We start from the raw sequence: 15310 nt of genomic DNA, 5'->3' as shown, positions 1-15310 counted from the left end.
TTCTTTCTGCTCGCTGCCTGTCATGACGTTTCTGCTCGCGCTACTGGTTTTTTCGCTCCTTGTACGCTACTTGCTGCCGGTGGTGCTGCGGGCGGTGCTTGGCAGCTTCGTGCGCCAGCAGGTGCACAAGGCGCAGCAAGGCGGCTTCTACCCGCCCACTGGCGGCCCGCAGCCGGGCTACCGCTCGCAGGCCCGCCAGCCCGAGGCTGCGCCCGGCCAGGTGCGCGTCGACTACGTGCCGCCCAAGACGGCCACCGAGCGCCCGCGCGAGTTTCGCGGCGGCGAGTACGTAGATTTTGAAGAAGTGAAGTAGGCTGCCCGCTTACTGGGCCGCTGGCACTACCACGGCTGGTGGCAACACGCCGGGCTGGTTTAAAGCATCGCGGCGCTTCGCATAAGGAGTGCCGTAGATGCCTACAAAATCCATTACCGCCTGCGGGTCGAGCGCGCCATCTTTCAGCAAGTGGGCGTTGTAGATGATGCGCGCCAGGGTAGTAGGATAAAGAATATTGAAGACGTCGAGGGGGCGCGGCGTTTCTGCCTTCGCGTAGTGGCCATTGAGGAGTCGCGAACTGGTGAATGGGCCAGTGAAACCAGTAAATGTGTATTCCAGATAATTAGCTGAGCCCAGCGGGTCTTGCAGCGTCATTTGCCGCACCACGAAAAGACGCTCGTGCTGCGGCGAGCTAACGTAAAATTCCTTCAGCTCGCCCCGCTCAATCCGCAGGTAAGGCTGCCCGTCTACGGTGATGAGGTCTTTCTTAATCGCAAAACGCTGGGCCCGGGCCGGTAGCGCCAGCGTGCTGAGTAAGCAAGCGAAAAGGAGGTAAGTGGCAGCTTTCATGGGTGGAAAGTAGGAAAAGGGTGTAAGTCAGCCGTGCCAAAAGCCGTGCCACCGGCGCGCCGAGAGCTTTAGTAGACTCAAATACCCAGCCCGAGGCGGATGCCCGAGCGGTTGGGCTCGCCGCGCTGCATAGACGTGAAGAAGTCGACGCGCCCGATTTTAAAGATGTGCTCGATGCCCGCGCCCAGCTCCAGGTAGGGGCCCGACTGCCCGGTCTGGAGGTAGTTGAGCGAGAAAACCTCCTGCCACTTCAGGGCCTTTAGCAGCGGGATTTTATTGAAAATAAACCCGTTGAAGTGGTGGTTGAAATGCCCCTCGAAGTAGCTGTGCCGGGTGCTGAATTGGTAATAGTCGAGCAGCTGAAACTGGCTGAAATTGCCGGTGAAGATGGTGCGGTTGCCCGAGAAGTGCCGGAAATCGATAAACGTCAGATTGGCCTGGCTACCCACGAAGCCGCCCAGCACAGCCTCGTAGGCCGAGGTGCCTAGCAAGCCCAGCTGCACCGTCTGGCGCACCGAGCCTTGCAGCAGCGTGTAGCGCACGTGCGTGCCCAGCACGCCCACGCCCTGCCGAATCTGGCCCGTGAAAGTGGGGTACTTGGTGCCCAGGTTATACTTGCCATCGGGGCGGGTAATGTACTGGGTGCCGGGCCGGTAGCTTACCACCAGCGAAAGGGTAGTGGCCCGGCTGCGGCCAAAGCCCGTGCCTTCGGGCATCTCCTCGGCCACCGGCTGGTTGGGGGTAAAGGCCCGGCCCCGCACGTCGTTCCAGAGGTAGGTGCTGGTATTCTCCAGCTCGTGGCGGTCGAAGTAGCTGGCCATGCCGCGCACCGTGAGGCCGTTCACCGGCTCCCAGAGGTAGCTGATTTCGGCCCCGTCGCGGCGGTACAGCTTGGCGTAGTTGCGGTTGGCCAGCAGCGAATAAGCCGAGTTGATAAACGGCGTGAGCTGCGAGTTGCGGTCGAAGTTCTCGATAGTGCGGCCCGCTACCAGGCTCACCTGGCGCAGCTTCACCGCGTCGAGCTGCCAGCTCAGCGCCAGGCTGGGTTGCAGCTGCTGGTTTTGGAAGCCGTAGCGCAGGGTAGGGGTGAGGGTGACGAAGCGGCGGTTGTCGGTGCGCTGGGTGTAGGTGGCCTGCGCGTTCAGCACGTAACCCTCCACGGTGTTGTATTGCAGCTCGTTGAAGATGGGGTCAATCGAAAAGCTGCGCTTGTGAAACGTGTTACGGTAGGTGTAGCCGCCCAGCAGCAGCTTGGTCGGCGTAAACTCGTTGCGCTTGCGGTCGAGCGAATCCTGGTAGGGGCGCGAGTTGCGCACCACTTCCGAGCTGTCCTTTTTGTGGTAATCGAGCTTTTCCTCCTCCGTCAGCGGCACCGGGCGTAGCTGGTTCCAGTAGGCGCTGTCGCGCTCGTTCACGCCTTTTTCTACCAGCATTACTTCGCCTCTTTTCAGCTGGGCAAACGGGTCGTTGCGCACCGAGTCGCGCCGGGCCTGCTTCACCTGGCGGCGCACCTGCCGGTTGAGGCCCGTGAGGTCGGGCTTCTGGCGCTTAATCTGGCGCGTCAGCTCCTTGGTCGTGACCGGGGCGATAACGGGTGGCGCGGCGGGCTGGGCCGGAGTGGGCTGGGCGGCCGTAGCGACTGGCTTCTTCACCTCGGGCGGAGCGGGGTAGGTAGCCACCACGTGGTTGTAGTTGGAAAGAATCGCCGTGGCGTAGCCCGAGCCTTTGAAGCCAAACGCCGAAAAATTGACGCTCAGCTTCTGCGATTGCAGCGCCCACACGTGCGGCACGCCCGGCGCGGGCGCAAACAACTGCTCGATGTGCAGGTCGTCGACGTAGTCGAGCTGGGCGTCTTTGGTCAGGCGCACATCCACCGAGTGCAGCCGCCACGAGCCATCCACGATGTACACGAAGCCCGAAAACACGGGGTCGGTGCGGCGGCGCGGAATGAGTTTAATCTTATGCACCAGTTCGCCGCCTTGCTGCGTGGTGCCCACCAGCTCGTACTGGTAAAACAGAAACGAGTTGTTGGCAATCGGCGACACGAAGCCGCGCTGCGAAAAGCTGGGCTTTAAGACGTTGTCATAAAAATCGAGCCCCGTCTGCGCCCGGTTGAAGCTGATGCCGCGCGAGTCGCCGCTGACGCGGCTCGAAATCATGCGCTCCTTGATGGTATTGGGCTGCGTGAAGCGGATATCCGACAAGCTTTCAGAAAGATACAGAATGCCCGGCTTCACGTCGGGCCCCACTTTAAACAAGCCGAATACCTTGCTGGGCGTTTCGCTGAGGCGAATCAAGCTCTTGATATACAGCCGCGCCTGAAACGTGGCCACCTCGCGCTGGTGGTAGCCGCGCCACTGCTGCGCCTGCTGAATGATGGCGTAGGCCGGGTCGCGGTCGGAGCCGCGCACCGCTACCTCGCCCAGGCTGTAGGCCTCGGGCGTCAGGGCCACGTTGAGCACCAGGGTCGAGTCGCCGCTGGGCACGCGCACGCTCTCGGTGCGCGGCCGGTAGCCCACGTACTGAAACACAAGCTGATACTGCCCGGCCGGCAGCTTGAGCTGGTACTGGCCCTGGTCGTTGGAGCCGGTACTGGTGGCCGAGCCGCGCACCGCCACGTTGGCAAAAGCCAGCGCCTCGTTGTTGGTGCCGCTCACCCGGCCCTTGATGGTGCCGGCCTGCGCCGGCCGCGCCAGCAGCCCGCCCAACACGGTAAATAATAACCCTAAACGATAGTAAAAGCGCATACGCTGACGAAAATCCGAAGTGGCCGGCAAGATAGGAGCCGCCGCCACTGCCTAGATGAATAATTCCGGGAAAGGGTTGGCTAGGCGCATTATTTAGCGGCCTCGGCGGGCCGGTGCCGGGCAGCGTACCAGGCATTGAGGGCCACGCCCAGCAGCACCAGCGCCATGCCGCCGTAGGCCAGCGGCTTGATGCGCTCATCGAAAAACCAGTAGCCAAACGCCGCCGCGTACACCAGCCCGAGGTAGTCGAGCGCCGCAATGCCGGCCGCCTGCTTGCCGCGCTGGTAGCTCTGCGTCACGCACCACAGCGCGGCCTGCGTGAGCAAGCCCACGGCCGCCAGCCACGCCCACTCCAGCCCCTGCGGCGCGTGCCAGTCGAAGGCCGTCCAAGCGCCCGCCACGGGCAGAGTAACCAGCTGAAAATAAAAGATAACGACCAGCGGGTGCTCCTTCTGGCCTACCCGGCTGTTGAACACGTAGCTCAACCCCGAGGCCGCCGCCGCGCCCAAACCCAGCGCCACGCCCGCCCAGCCCAGGCCGCTCACGCCCTGCGCCACGGCCACCCCGCCCAGCGAAATACCAAAAAACAGCCATTGCCAGCCGCGCACCGGCTGCCCCAGCAGCCAGATGCCCGCCACCGCCGTGAAAACTGGCCCCAGATACTGCAACGTCACGGCCGGGGCCAGCGGCAGTTGCTTGATAGTGAGAAAGCCCAGCACCAGCGCCGCCGTGCCCATAATGCCCCGCCACACCAGGTCGGCCCGCTGCGGGGCGTGGCCCCAGGGCGCACAGCGCACCCCGCGCAGCATAGCCAGCGTGAGCAGCAGCGAGATAGCCGAGCGAAACAAGATGATTTCGCCGGCCGGGATGTCGGGCAGCTTTTTGAGGCACACATTGACCAGCGCGAAGAGCAGCGTCGAGGCCAGCATATAGCCCACGGCGGGCAGGGAAGAATTTTTCAACGAAGACGGGGCTGGGCGCGTTCTTTACCAACGCCGCCCGGCCAACTTCGTTCGGCTGCCACCTTCTTTTCTCATGTTCAAGAACCCCGACAAAGCGCCCAAAACCTACACCCCCGCCGAGGCCCTACCCAAGATAGCCGCCTACTGCGCCTACCAGGAGCGCACCCAGAAAGAGGTAGCCGACAAGCTGAAAAGCTACGGCCTCGACGAAGACGAGGCCGGCGAAATCATCATCCGGCTAAGCCGCGAAAAGCTGCTCGATGAGGAGCGCTACGCCCAGGCCTACGCCCGCGGCAAGCACCGTACCAATGGCTGGGGCCGCCGCCGCATCCGGCTCGAAATGAAGGCTAAGGGCCTAAGCGACTACTGCATCAAGAGCGGCCTCAAGGAGCTGGATGGCGACGAATACTACGACAAGCTGAAGCAGCTGCTCGGCCAGCGCGACGCCCGCGAAAAGGAAAGCCACCCCCAGAAGCGCAAGATGAAGCTCATGGCCTACCTCACCCAGAAAGGCTACGAGTCGGATTTAATCCAAGACGCGCTGGCCGAGCTGTAGATGGGCAGCCCGGCCGCCGCAACTGCCGTGTGGGCAAAAGCGTAACGCGGGCGAAATGTAGCCGCAACCAAGCGTGGCGGTACTGCTACGGTGTGTAGCTGCCTAAGCCAGAATGGCCTTTGCCCAAGCATAATTTTTACCAGCTTATTCCATTTTTTTGCGGCACGCAGGATATGAAAGCAACTATTATTAACTTATATTTGCCCGCATCAGGCTGACTTCGTGCAAATTTTTGCCGATAGGAATCGGGCTGATACGTAGCTAGTTGCCAAGTTGAGGCATTTGCCCGAGCCCAGGGCGTAGCACTGGGCCTGCGCCGGCGAGTGCCGCCATTTTACTTTTTTGTTAGCTGGCGCGCCTTCGGGCCCCGGCTAGCTTTCCTCGTTAAATCACACTTCTATTTCTCACATTTTCTCCCCCACTAATGCCAAATTTCTACTCCACGCTGCGGAGGCTCGCGCTGACGACTCTGCTGGGCGGTGGCGGTTTGCTGTCGGCCCAGGCCCAATTGGGCCAGACCGTAACCGCCGCTTCTAACGCGGCCGGCACCTACACCGACCTGGGTACGACGGGCACCGTCATTGCCACCGCTAACACAGATGACGCCAACTCGGCCGCGCAGAACATCGGCTTTACGTTCGGCTACAATAAGCTGACGTTTACGCAGTTTGTGCTGAACACCAACGGGGTTATCCGTTTGGGTAGCGCCGCGCCCTCTACGGCCGCGCTCTACCTCGATACCAACACGGGCAGCACCGCCACCGACCCGCTGCAAAGCACCAACGCCGCCGACGTTAACCTGATTCTGCCCTTCAATACTGACTTGGTAGCGGGCACGGGCGGGGCCGAATACCGGGTGGCTACCACCGGCAGTGCCGGTAGCCGTGTGTGTACCATTCAGTGGAAAAACGTGGCCGATAAGGCTGGCGCAGGCACTAACACGCAGCAGTTCAGCAATTTCAGCTTCCAAGTGAAGCTTTATGAGAGCGGTCGCATTGAGTTTGTATACGGCACGGCCACGGCCGGCTCGGCTGCGGCCAACGCCCGCGACACCGACGTGGGTCTGAAAGGCTCGGGTATCGGCACCGGGCAGCTGCTGCTGGCCACCAAAGCCAGCACCGATGCCTGGAGCGCGGCTACCTTCCGCAGCAGCAACTATGGCCTGAATACGTTTGTCGTTTCTAAAACGCCGCTGCCCGATGCGGGCCGCACGTTTGGCTTCAGCGACCCGTCGTATTGCGTGGCGGGGGCGGTTACGCAATATCCTTACCAGCAGAATTTTGATGGTGCAACAGCCCCGGCTCTGGCCTGCGGCGTTACGACCATCAACTCCAACAACGACACCGGCGTGTGGGCCACCTATAACGGTAGCGATGCGAGCTCAGCTCCCAATGCCATGCGCTACAACTACAGCTTCGCCAACGCGGCCGACGACTGGTTCTTTACGCAGGGCCTGACCATGACGGTGGGGCAGAGCTACCAGCTCCAGTTCAAGTACAAGTCGGGCTCGGCTACCTACACCGAGGCACTGGAGGTGAAAGTGGGCAACGCCGCTACGGTAGCCGCCCAAACGACGACCGTATTCTCGAACACCGCCATTAAGAATACGACGTACAGCACCACGGGTGCCGGCAGCGGTGCCGGGCAGGTAATTCTCTTCACGCCGACTACGAGCGGGGTGTACTACTTCGGCTTCCACGCCATCAGCATCGCCAACCAGCTGAACCTCTTTGTAGATGACCTGCAAGTGACAGAGGTGCCCTCGCCGACTTGCCCGCAGCCCACGGCAGTAGTGGTTAGCAACATCACGACGACCGGGGCCACGGTTTCCTTTAACGGCCCCACCAACGGCACGGCCTACAGCGTGGTGTACGTGCCGCGCGGCACCACTCCCACGGCCACCAGCCCCTCGGTATCGACCACTACCTCGTCGGCAACCCTGACGGGCCTGAACTCGAACACCAACTACGACATCTACGTGTTGGCTACCTGCGGCACCAGCGGCAACAGCGTACTTACCGGGCCTACGCCGTTCACGACGGCCTGCGCCATCGTGACTAATTTCCCCTACACCGAAACCTTTGACGGTGTAACGGCCCCGGCGCTGCCCTGCGGCATCACGGTAATCAACACCAACAACGACACCGGCGTGTGGGTCAATAACAGCGGCAACGGTAATACGGCCCCTAACGCCATGCGCTACAACTACAGCAGCACTAATGCGGCCGATGACTGGTTCTTTACCAACGGCATCACGATGACGGTGGGGCAGAGCTACCAGCTGCAGTTTAAGTACAAAACGGCCTCAACGTTCTACAATGAAGGCCTGGAAGTGAAAGTGGGCAACGCCGCCACGGTGGCTGCCCAAACGACCACCGTGTTCTCGAACACCGCTATCCAGGGCACGAGCTACGTGACGACCACGGCTGGCACCGGGCCTGGGCAGGTAGTTCTTTTCACGCCGACTACGAGCGGGGTGTACTACTTCGGTTTCCACGCCATCAGCATCTCCAACCAACTGAACTTGTTCGTGGACGACTTGCAAGTGACGCAGCAAGTATCGCCAGCCTGCCCGCAGCCCACGGCAGTGCAGGTCGGCAACATCACGACGACCGGCGCTACGGTTACTTTCACCGGCCCCACCAATGGCACGGCCTACAGTGTGATATACGTGCCCCGTGGCACTACCCCCACGGCCACAAGCCCTTCGGTAACGGCTACGACCTCGCCCGTTACCCTGACGGGCCTGAGCTCGAACACCAACTACGACATCTACGTGCAGGCCACCTGCGGCACCAGCGGCAATAGCGTGTCTTCGGGCCCGGTAGCGCTGCTCACGGCGTGCGCTATCGCTACCACGTTCCCCTACACCGAAAACTTTGACGGCGTAACGGCCCCGGCGCTGCCCTGCGGCATCACGGTAATCAACACCAACAACGATACCGGCGTGTGGGTCAATAACAGCAGCAGCAACGGTAGCTCGGCCCCTAACGCCATGCGCTACAACTACAGCAGCACGAACGCGGCTAATGACTGGTTCTTCACCAACGGCATCACGATGGTAGCCGGCGGTACCTACCAGCTCCAGTTCAAGTACAAGTCGGGCTCGACGTTCTACAATGAAGGCCTGGAAGTGAAAGTGGGCAACGCCGCCACGGTGGCTGCCCAAACGACCACCGTGTTCTCGAACACCGCTATCCAGGGCACGAGCTACGTGACGACCACGGCCGGCACCGGGGCCGGCCAAGTGGCGGGCTTCACGCCTACTGCCAACGGCGTATACTACTTCGGTTTCCACGCCATCAGCGTAGCCAACCAGCTGAACCTGTACGTGGACGACCTGCAAGTGACGGTAGTCAGCCTGGCCTCGTGCCCGACGCCCACCAACGTAGCGGTTAACGGCATCACCGACACGCAGGCGCAGGTTACCTTCAACGGCCCGAGCATTGGCACGAGCTACACCATTATCTACGTGCCGCGCGGCACTACCCCCACGGCCACCAGCCCCTCGATAACTGGCACCAGCTCGCCCATTACCCTGACGGGCCTGACGCCCAACACGCCTTACGACATCTACGTGCAAGGCACCTGCGGCAGCGCCGGCCAGGGCATCACGACCACGGCGGTTGGCTTCACCACGGCTTGCCTCACCACCGCTACGTTCCCCTACACGCAGAACTTCGACGGGGTAACGGCCCCGGCGCTGCCCTGCGGCATCACGGTACTCGACGCCAACAACGACGGCAGCACCTGGATGAACAGCAACGACCAGCCTAGCTCGGGCGTTAACTCGATGCGCTACATGCCGAGCGCCGTCAACCCGGCCGACGACTGGTTCTTCACCAACGCCCTGCGCCTGTCGGTGGGCAAGAGCTACCAGCTGAAGTTCAAGTACCGCGCTTTCTCGTACAACTACCCCGAGAAGCTGGAAATCAAGATTGGCACCAGCACCACGCCCGCCAGCCAGACCACCACGTTGTTCTCGAACAACAACATCATCAACAACGCTTACGTGACGTCGGCTTCGGGCAACGCGGCCGGGCAGGTAATCAACTTCACGCCGACCGCCGCCGGTATCTACTTCATTGGCTTCCACGCCATCAGCGCGGTCAATTCGTTCTCGCTCTACATCGACGACCTCGAAGTAGTAGAGGCCCCGGCTCTGGCTACCAAGAGCAGCGTAGCGCCGGGCTTCAGCGCTGAGGCCTCGCCGGTACCGTTCAGCGACCACCTCAACCTGTCGCTCACCACGCTGAAAGCCGGCCCGCTCCAGCTGACGCTGCTCGACGCCGTAGGCCGCGTAGTGCGCGAAACCACGACCAACGTACCGGCCGGGGCTAGCTCGCTGGCCGTGCCCCAGGCAGGCAGCCTGCCCGCTGGCATGTACATCCTCACGGTGCGCCAGGGCGGCAATACCCAGGTTATCCGCGTAGCGCACGAATAGGCGCTACCCATTTGCAGAAAGACCCCGGCTACTATAGTGGCCGGGGTCTTTTTTTGGGTGGGGGCGTAGTAGCCAGCCGCAGTATTGGTTTCGGGGCAGGGTAGCCACCCCAATTGCATTTCTACCTGGCAGTTCAGCATATTGCTGAAGTATAATCTAGGTAATAAATTGTATACTAGATTTTTGCATCAGGTATAAGCAGGCCCTGGCTGCTTGATGAGTAGCAACTAAAACAGTTTTTTATGGATTGGTTCATTCGGCTTATTATCTTTTATGCCTATTTTTAGGCAGCCGAAACACTTTCTTTACTTAGAAGAGAGTTTTGGCTGGTTGCAGCCAGGTCGGTGCCACGAGTGGCCGGCCTTTCTAAGACGAATAACTTCTTTACCAAGCTCCTGCCTCGCCAATCATCCCCACTTCTTCTCATGAAAAAAAAATTACTGGCACACCCGCTTTTGCGCTCGGCCTTGCTGCTACTGCTGGCGCTGCTCGCGCGCCCAGCAATGGCCAGCCACTTGCTGGGTGGTGAGCTTACGTATCGCTTCGTTGATGCCCTGGGCCCCGCGTCGGCCCCGTTGCGCTACGAGCTGACCCTGACGGTTTACACGGTCTGCAACAACACCGTAACGCTTGACACCAATATCGGCATCTACGAGCGCTCGACTGGCGCCCGCGTTGTTATGACGACGGTCAACTACCCGACGGTGTCGGGTGGCAACATCAACGTCACGTTCCCGGCAACGGCCGCCTGCAACACGCCGGCCCAGATACCGGGCTGCACCATCACGGGGCCTTCGCAGCCGTTCTCCTTTTACCGGGCCACGGCGCTGGTCAACCTGCCCAACACGACGGCGGGCTTCTACGCCGCCTACTCTTCGAATGCGCGCACCAGCGACATCCTTAACCTGGACAACCCGGGTAGCCAAAACCTGGAGATATACACCCTGATGGCGCCGCCCACGGTGTTCAACCGCTCGCCTGTTTTCGCTAACACGGCCGTGGCCGTTATCTGTGCCAACGACACGACTTACTACCTCAACAACGCCATCGACGCCGACGGCGACGAGCTGGAGTACTCGTTTGGCCAGCCCTACAGCGGCGCGCTGCCCACCACCGCTCCCTTCAACCCGGCCCAGCCGCTGGCCCCGTATGCTACCACCAATGCCTACTCGGCCACTACGCCGTTTGGGGTGGGCCGGGGCATTATCAACCACCTGAATTCCTCGACGGGTATTGCCACCTTCTCGACGCCGGTGCTTGGTAAATATGCAGTAGCAGTAGACGTAAGGGAGTACCGCATTATCAACGGGGTGCGCACCTTGCTGGGCTCTACCCGGCGCGACGTGCAGCTGGTAGTAGCCAACTGCCCCTCGACGCCCGCCCCGGTGCTGCCGGCCCCCATCGCCATTGGCGGCACTACCACGCCGCTGCCCCGCAACTATACCATTGAGGCCGGCACCACCCAGACTATTCCGATTACGGCCACGCAGAAAGCCGGCAACCCGCTGACCATGACCGTGAGCAGTGCCCTGCTCGATGGCCCCGGCGGCTACGATGCTACCGTGAACGGCAGCACGGGCACGGCCGCTGGCCTGGCCGGCGCCGTAACGGCCAACGGCAACGGCTCCGTAGTGGGCACGTTTGTATACAAAGCCAGCTGCACCGAGGCCCGCACCCAGCCCTACGACATCGCCGTGACGGTGAAAGACAACGGCTGCGCCGGCAAAACCATCTACGACGTGTTCCGCATCACGGTAGTGAAGCCGCAGGGCCCCACCGCCATCACCGGCAACCTGGCCGTGTGCGGCGTGGGTGGCACCACTAGCTACACCGCTACCGGCGGCACCACGGCCGGCGTAAGCTGGACCGTAACGGGCGGCACCATCGTGGGCAGCGCCACCGCCAACCCCGTGCAGGTGCAGTGGAGCGCAGCTGGCCCCGGCACCCTCACCGTCAACGGTGTATCGGCCGCTGGCTGCATCACCGACGCCGTAACGCAGAACGTGGTAGTATCGGCCGCCCCGACGCTCACCATCGCGGGCAACCGCAACGTGTGCCAGGGCGCCAGCACTACCCTCACGGTAAGCGGCGGGCCCACGGGCGCGGTGTACACCGTAACCGGCGGGCCGGTGTCGGGCACCAGCCCCACCTTCGTGCTCACGCCTACGGCCACTACCATCTACACCATCACGGCACCCGGCGCGTCGGGCGCCTGCGCGGCTACCAGCCAGGTTACCATCACCGTGAACCCCGCCGTGACGGCCAACGCCGGCCCGGCCGTGAGCACTACCAACGGCCGCGCCGTAGCTATCGGAGCCGCACCCGTAGCGGGCTTCACGTACAGCTGGAGCCCCACCACGGGCCTCAGCAACCCCACCAGCGCCAACCCCACCGTGACGCTGCCTAACACCACGGGCACCCCCATCACCCAAACCTACACCCTGACCACCACCAGCACGGCCACCGGCTGCTCGGGCACGGCCAGCGTAGTCGTAACCGTGGGCGTAGACCCCAACATCGAAGTAGCCAACGTAATTACGCCCAACGGTGACAAGCTCAACGACTGGCTGCAAGTCAAAAACGTGAACGCTTACCCCAACAACACGGTCGAGATTTTCAACCGTTGGGGCCGCCGCGTGTTCTCCACGCAGAACTACAACAACACGACCAACTACTGGGGCACCGACCCCAGCATCGCCGCTGGCATGTACTACTACACTTTCACGCAGCCCAACGGTTCTATCACCCGCGGCTGGGTAGAAGTAATCAAGTAGCGCTAGCTACTAATCAGCCTACTCAAAAAAGGCTCCCCGTGCATCGGGGAGCCTTTTTTGCTTTTGGGGGTACTACCCCGCAGCTACAGTTTGCGGGCGGGTGCCGGCGCCACCAGCCGCTGCCCGATGATGACGCGCCGCCCGGTGAGCGTGCGTAGCATGGGCACCAGTATCTGCTCGGCGTTGCGCTGGGTTTCGGCCAGAATGCCCGATTGCAGGGCCGAGCGGCGCACCTGCGCCTCGGCGTAGCGGTAGGCCTCGTCCACTACCTGCGCATCTTGGAAAAACGTGTTTTCGGTGCTGAACACCCGGCTCTGGCTATGGTCGACCTGGAAGGTGCAAAGCTCGGGCGCGGGCAGTAGAAGCCGTACCACCGAGTCGCCTTCCAAGGCCACGTCCTGGGGTTTTATTTTCCGTAAATCGAGGCAGCCCACGGCCTCGCCACCCACGATGAGGGCAGCCTTGGCATCGGGCAAAAAGGGGTATTTGGAAGAGCGCTTGTACTCCACCACATCCTTAAAGCGGTAGCGCACCAGCTCCAGCCGGCCCAGCGCTTCCACCTGCGTCAGCACGGTGTTGTGAGTCACGGTTACTTGGGGCTCGCGGGCGGCGAGCGGGTTGAGGCCCGCCAGCGTGGGGCCGATTTTGCGCCAGAGAAAAACCCCCAGGGCAATGAGCAGGGCAAGCGGCAGCAAGCGGCGAAATAAGCGAACGAGTGGCATAGCCCCTGATACGGCCCGCCCGCCGCGCCGTTGGGCTAAGCCCGGCCTTTACCTTTACGGGCTATGTCCCTTCCTCCTCTGCTGCTACGCCTGTGGCCTTGGCACCGTGCCGCGCTCGTGGGGCTGTGGCTGCTGGTGCAGGTCGGCTTTTTACTTAAATTTCAGGGCCCGCACCTGGCCAACGACAGCGAGCTTTACCTCAGCTACGCCGCCAACGTGGCCGAGCACGGCCACTACCAGTTTGCGCACCCGCAGCCGGCCCGCGAGCTCAGCCCCGAGCTGCCCAACCCCGATACCTTCGAGTACGAGCACGTGCAGCGCTACATTGTGTACGCGTGGTTTGAGAGCATTTGGCTGCGCCTCGGCACCGGCCTGTGGGGCATCGTGCTGGGGCAAATAGCCGCGTCGGGCCTGGCCGCCGCCGCCCTCTACGGGGCCACGCGGCAACTGGCGGGCGGGCGGCGGCGGGCAGCGGCACTGGCCACCCTATTTTTTATTTTATGGCCCGATATCCAGCAGTTCAATTGTTTTCTGCTCACCGAGTCGCTGTTTATCAGCTTGTCGGTGCTGGCGCTGGCGGCCTTTGTGCGGGTGCGGCATGGGGGCTGGCGCGCCTGGGCTACCCTGGGCGCCGTGCTGCTGCTCGCGGCCTTTACGCGGCCCAATGGCTTTGTGCTGGCGGGCGCGGCGCTGCTGGCGGGCCTCGAATATCTGCGGCAGCAACCCGGCCGGCGCTGGTTTTGGGGGGTGGTGGCTGGGCTGCTACTAGCTATTCCGCTGGCGCTGGTAGTGCTCAATCACCACTTGAAAAGCTACTTTATCGTCGAAACCTACGCGCGGGGCGAGCTCATCTTTGGCACCTCGGCGTGGGCCGTGCAGCCGGCCGCCCCCCTGGCTATGCCGCCGCCCGGCACCGGGCAAGTGCCGCGCATCCTGTATTTCGCGGCGCACAACCCCTGGTTTTTGCTGAAGCTGATGGCCGGCAAGCTGTTCGTGTTCGTGAGCGGGCTCAAGCCGCACTACTCGCTGGCCCACCGGCTGGCCTACGTGCTGGTGCTGTGGCCGCTGTACTGGCTGGCCGCCCGGGGCACGCAGCTAAGTAGCGTATGGAAGCTGGGCCGGGTTTTTCTGTTAGGCGTGCCGCTACTGCAAGCCAGTATCGTGATGCTGACCGTGGACGACTGGGACGTGCGCTTTCAGGCCCCGGTGCTAGCCTTCGTATTTGTGCTGGCCGCTTTGCAATTGACAGTGAGTAATGAGCAATGAGCAATAAGCAATGAGCAATAAGCAATGAGCAATTTCAGCCTTTGCTCATTGCTCATTGCGAAAACCCCGCCCAGGCTTGCAACCCGCCCGTGTGCACGGCCACCACGGTGCTACCGGGCGCGAAGTGGCCTTTTTCAATCAAATCGAGCACGCCCGCCAGCAGCTTGCCGGTATAAATGGGGTCGAGCAGCACGCCGAAGTCGGCTTCAAACTGCCCGATAAACGTCCGCAATTCGGCAGGCAGCTTGGCATAGCCGCCGAAGTGGTAGCCGGTGTGTACTTCGTAATTGTTCAGCGTGCGGCCAGCCGCCGCCTGCGTCAGCGCGTCGATATCGGCCCGCAAAAAGTCGCCGCCCTTCAGCGCGGCCACGCCCACGGCACGGGCCGGGTGCCCGGCTTCGGCCAGGCCCAGCGCCAGCCCGGCCAGCGTGCCGCCGGTGCCAGCGGCCACCGCCACGGCGTCGAAGTCGGTGTGCTGGCGCAATTCGCCTATCAGCTCGGCCACGCCGCGTAGGGCCAGCGCGTTGGTGCCGCCCTCGGGTAGCAGGTAGGCGGGGCCAAACTGCGTCTGGATTTCAGTCAGAAACTCCGGCTCGGCGCGGTGGCGGTAGGTGGCGCGGTCGAGGTAGTGCAGCTGCATCCCATCGGCGCGGCAGCGGGCCAGGGTGGGGTTGAGGGGCAAGTGCTCCTCACCGCGCACCAGCCCGACGGTGCCGAAGCCGTAGAGCCGGCCCGCCGCCGCCACGGCCGCCAGGTGGTTGGAGTATGCCCCGCCGAAGGTGAGTAGGCGCGTGTGGTCTTGCGCACGGGCGGCTAGCAGATTGTATTTAAGCTTGCGGGCCTTGTTGCCGGGCAGGTCGGGATTTATCAGGTCGTCGCGCCAGAGCAGCAGGCGCACGCCGCGCTGCGCGGCGGCAAGGTGGGGGATGGGTAGCAGCAGGCGAGCATCAATAAGCATAGGCAGCCGCCAAAAGTAGCCGCCGGGGCCTCGGAAA

At 62.4% G+C, this 15310-nt stretch carries 10 protein-coding genes; 5 read left to right on the top strand and 5 right to left on the bottom strand.

Features of this window, described 5'->3' with window-relative positions:
- Positions 1–22: 22 nt before the first annotated feature.
- The gene (locus VFO93_RS18705) at positions 23–313 is read left to right on the top strand and encodes a DUF4834 family protein (RefSeq protein WP_325135911.1); all 291 of its coding nucleotides are present in this window, start codon (positions 23–25) and stop codon (positions 311–313) included.
- Positions 314–322: 9 nt separating this feature from the next.
- Here VFO93_RS18705 and VFO93_RS18700 read toward each other — a convergent pair whose 3' ends face one another.
- The 3 genes from VFO93_RS18700 to VFO93_RS18690 all read right to left on the bottom strand — a co-directional run bounded on the left by VFO93_RS18700 (position 323) and on the right by VFO93_RS18690 (position 4553).
- Complete coding sequence (locus tag VFO93_RS18700) at positions 323–844, bottom strand: hypothetical protein (RefSeq protein WP_325135910.1); 522 nt, start codon at positions 842–844, stop codon at positions 323–325.
- Between the two features lie 77 nt (positions 845–921).
- On the bottom strand, positions 922–3591 hold the full coding sequence (locus VFO93_RS18695; RefSeq protein ID WP_325135909.1) for a DUF5686 and carboxypeptidase regulatory-like domain-containing protein: 2670 nt from the start codon (positions 3589–3591) through the stop codon (positions 922–924).
- Between the two features lie 89 nt (positions 3592–3680).
- Entirely contained in the window at positions 3681–4553 is an 873-nt protein-coding gene (locus VFO93_RS18690; RefSeq protein ID WP_325135908.1) for a DMT family transporter, read from the bottom strand.
- A gap of 73 nt (positions 4554–4626) precedes the next feature.
- On the opposite strand from VFO93_RS18690, the gene VFO93_RS18685 reads away from it, so the two are divergent.
- From VFO93_RS18685 to VFO93_RS18675, 3 genes are all read left to right on the top strand, one after another.
- Entirely contained in the window at positions 4627–5109 is a 483-nt protein-coding gene (locus tag VFO93_RS18685) for a regulatory protein RecX (protein ID WP_325135907.1), read from the top strand.
- Positions 5110–5533: 424 nt separating this feature from the next.
- Entirely contained in the window at positions 5534–9553 is a 4020-nt protein-coding gene (locus VFO93_RS18680) for a fibronectin type III domain-containing protein (protein WP_325135906.1), read from the top strand.
- A gap of 425 nt (positions 9554–9978) precedes the next feature.
- Entirely contained in the window at positions 9979–12327 is a 2349-nt protein-coding gene (locus tag VFO93_RS18675; protein WP_325135905.1) for a gliding motility-associated C-terminal domain-containing protein, read from the top strand.
- Positions 12328–12410: 83 nt separating this feature from the next.
- Here the strand turns inward: VFO93_RS18675 and VFO93_RS18670 are convergent, their stop codons facing one another.
- Positions 12411–13022: a DUF4230 domain-containing protein gene (locus VFO93_RS18670; RefSeq protein WP_325135904.1), complete on the bottom strand. Its 612-nt coding sequence runs from the start codon at positions 13020–13022 to the stop codon at positions 12411–12413.
- 90 nt (positions 13023–13112) lie between these two features.
- Between VFO93_RS18670 and VFO93_RS18665 the strand changes: the two genes are divergently transcribed.
- Positions 13113–14315 carry a hypothetical protein gene (locus tag VFO93_RS18665; protein ID WP_325135903.1) on the top strand — a complete coding sequence of 401 codons (1203 nt, stop codon included), beginning with the start codon at positions 13113–13115 and terminating at the stop codon, positions 14313–14315.
- A gap of 52 nt (positions 14316–14367) precedes the next feature.
- Here the strand turns inward: VFO93_RS18665 and VFO93_RS18660 are convergent, their stop codons facing one another.
- Entirely contained in the window at positions 14368–15273 is a 906-nt protein-coding gene (locus VFO93_RS18660; RefSeq protein WP_325135902.1) for a 1-aminocyclopropane-1-carboxylate deaminase/D-cysteine desulfhydrase, read from the bottom strand.
- Between the last annotated feature and the right edge of the window lie 37 nt (positions 15274–15310).

It is taken from the genome of Hymenobacter sp., assembly GCF_035709525.1.
Lineage (GTDB): Bacteria > Bacteroidota > Bacteroidia > Cytophagales > Hymenobacteraceae > Hymenobacter.
This window is presented reverse-complemented; position numbering and strand designations above follow the sequence as displayed.

Coding starts and splice junctions, on each gene's coding strand:
- VFO93_RS18705 (WP_325135911.1), top strand. CDS start 23: ATGACGTTTCTGCTCGCGCTACTGGTTTTTTCGCTCCTTGTACGCTAC.
- VFO93_RS18700 (WP_325135910.1), bottom strand. CDS start 844: ATGAAAGCTGCCACTTACCTCCTTTTCGCTTGCTTACTCAGCACGCTG.
- VFO93_RS18695 (WP_325135909.1), bottom strand. CDS start 3,591: ATGCGCTTTTACTATCGTTTAGGGTTATTATTTACCGTGTTGGGCGGG.
- VFO93_RS18685 (WP_325135907.1), top strand. CDS start 4,627: ATGTTCAAGAACCCCGACAAAGCGCCCAAAACCTACACCCCCGCCGAG.
- VFO93_RS18680 (WP_325135906.1), top strand. CDS start 5,534: ATGCCAAATTTCTACTCCACGCTGCGGAGGCTCGCGCTGACGACTCTG.
- VFO93_RS18675 (WP_325135905.1), top strand. CDS start 9,979: ATGAAAAAAAAATTACTGGCACACCCGCTTTTGCGCTCGGCCTTGCTG.
- VFO93_RS18665 (WP_325135903.1), top strand. CDS start 13,113: ATGTCCCTTCCTCCTCTGCTGCTACGCCTGTGGCCTTGGCACCGTGCC.
- VFO93_RS18660 (WP_325135902.1), bottom strand. CDS start 15,273: ATGCTTATTGATGCTCGCCTGCTGCTACCCATCCCCCACCTTGCCGCC.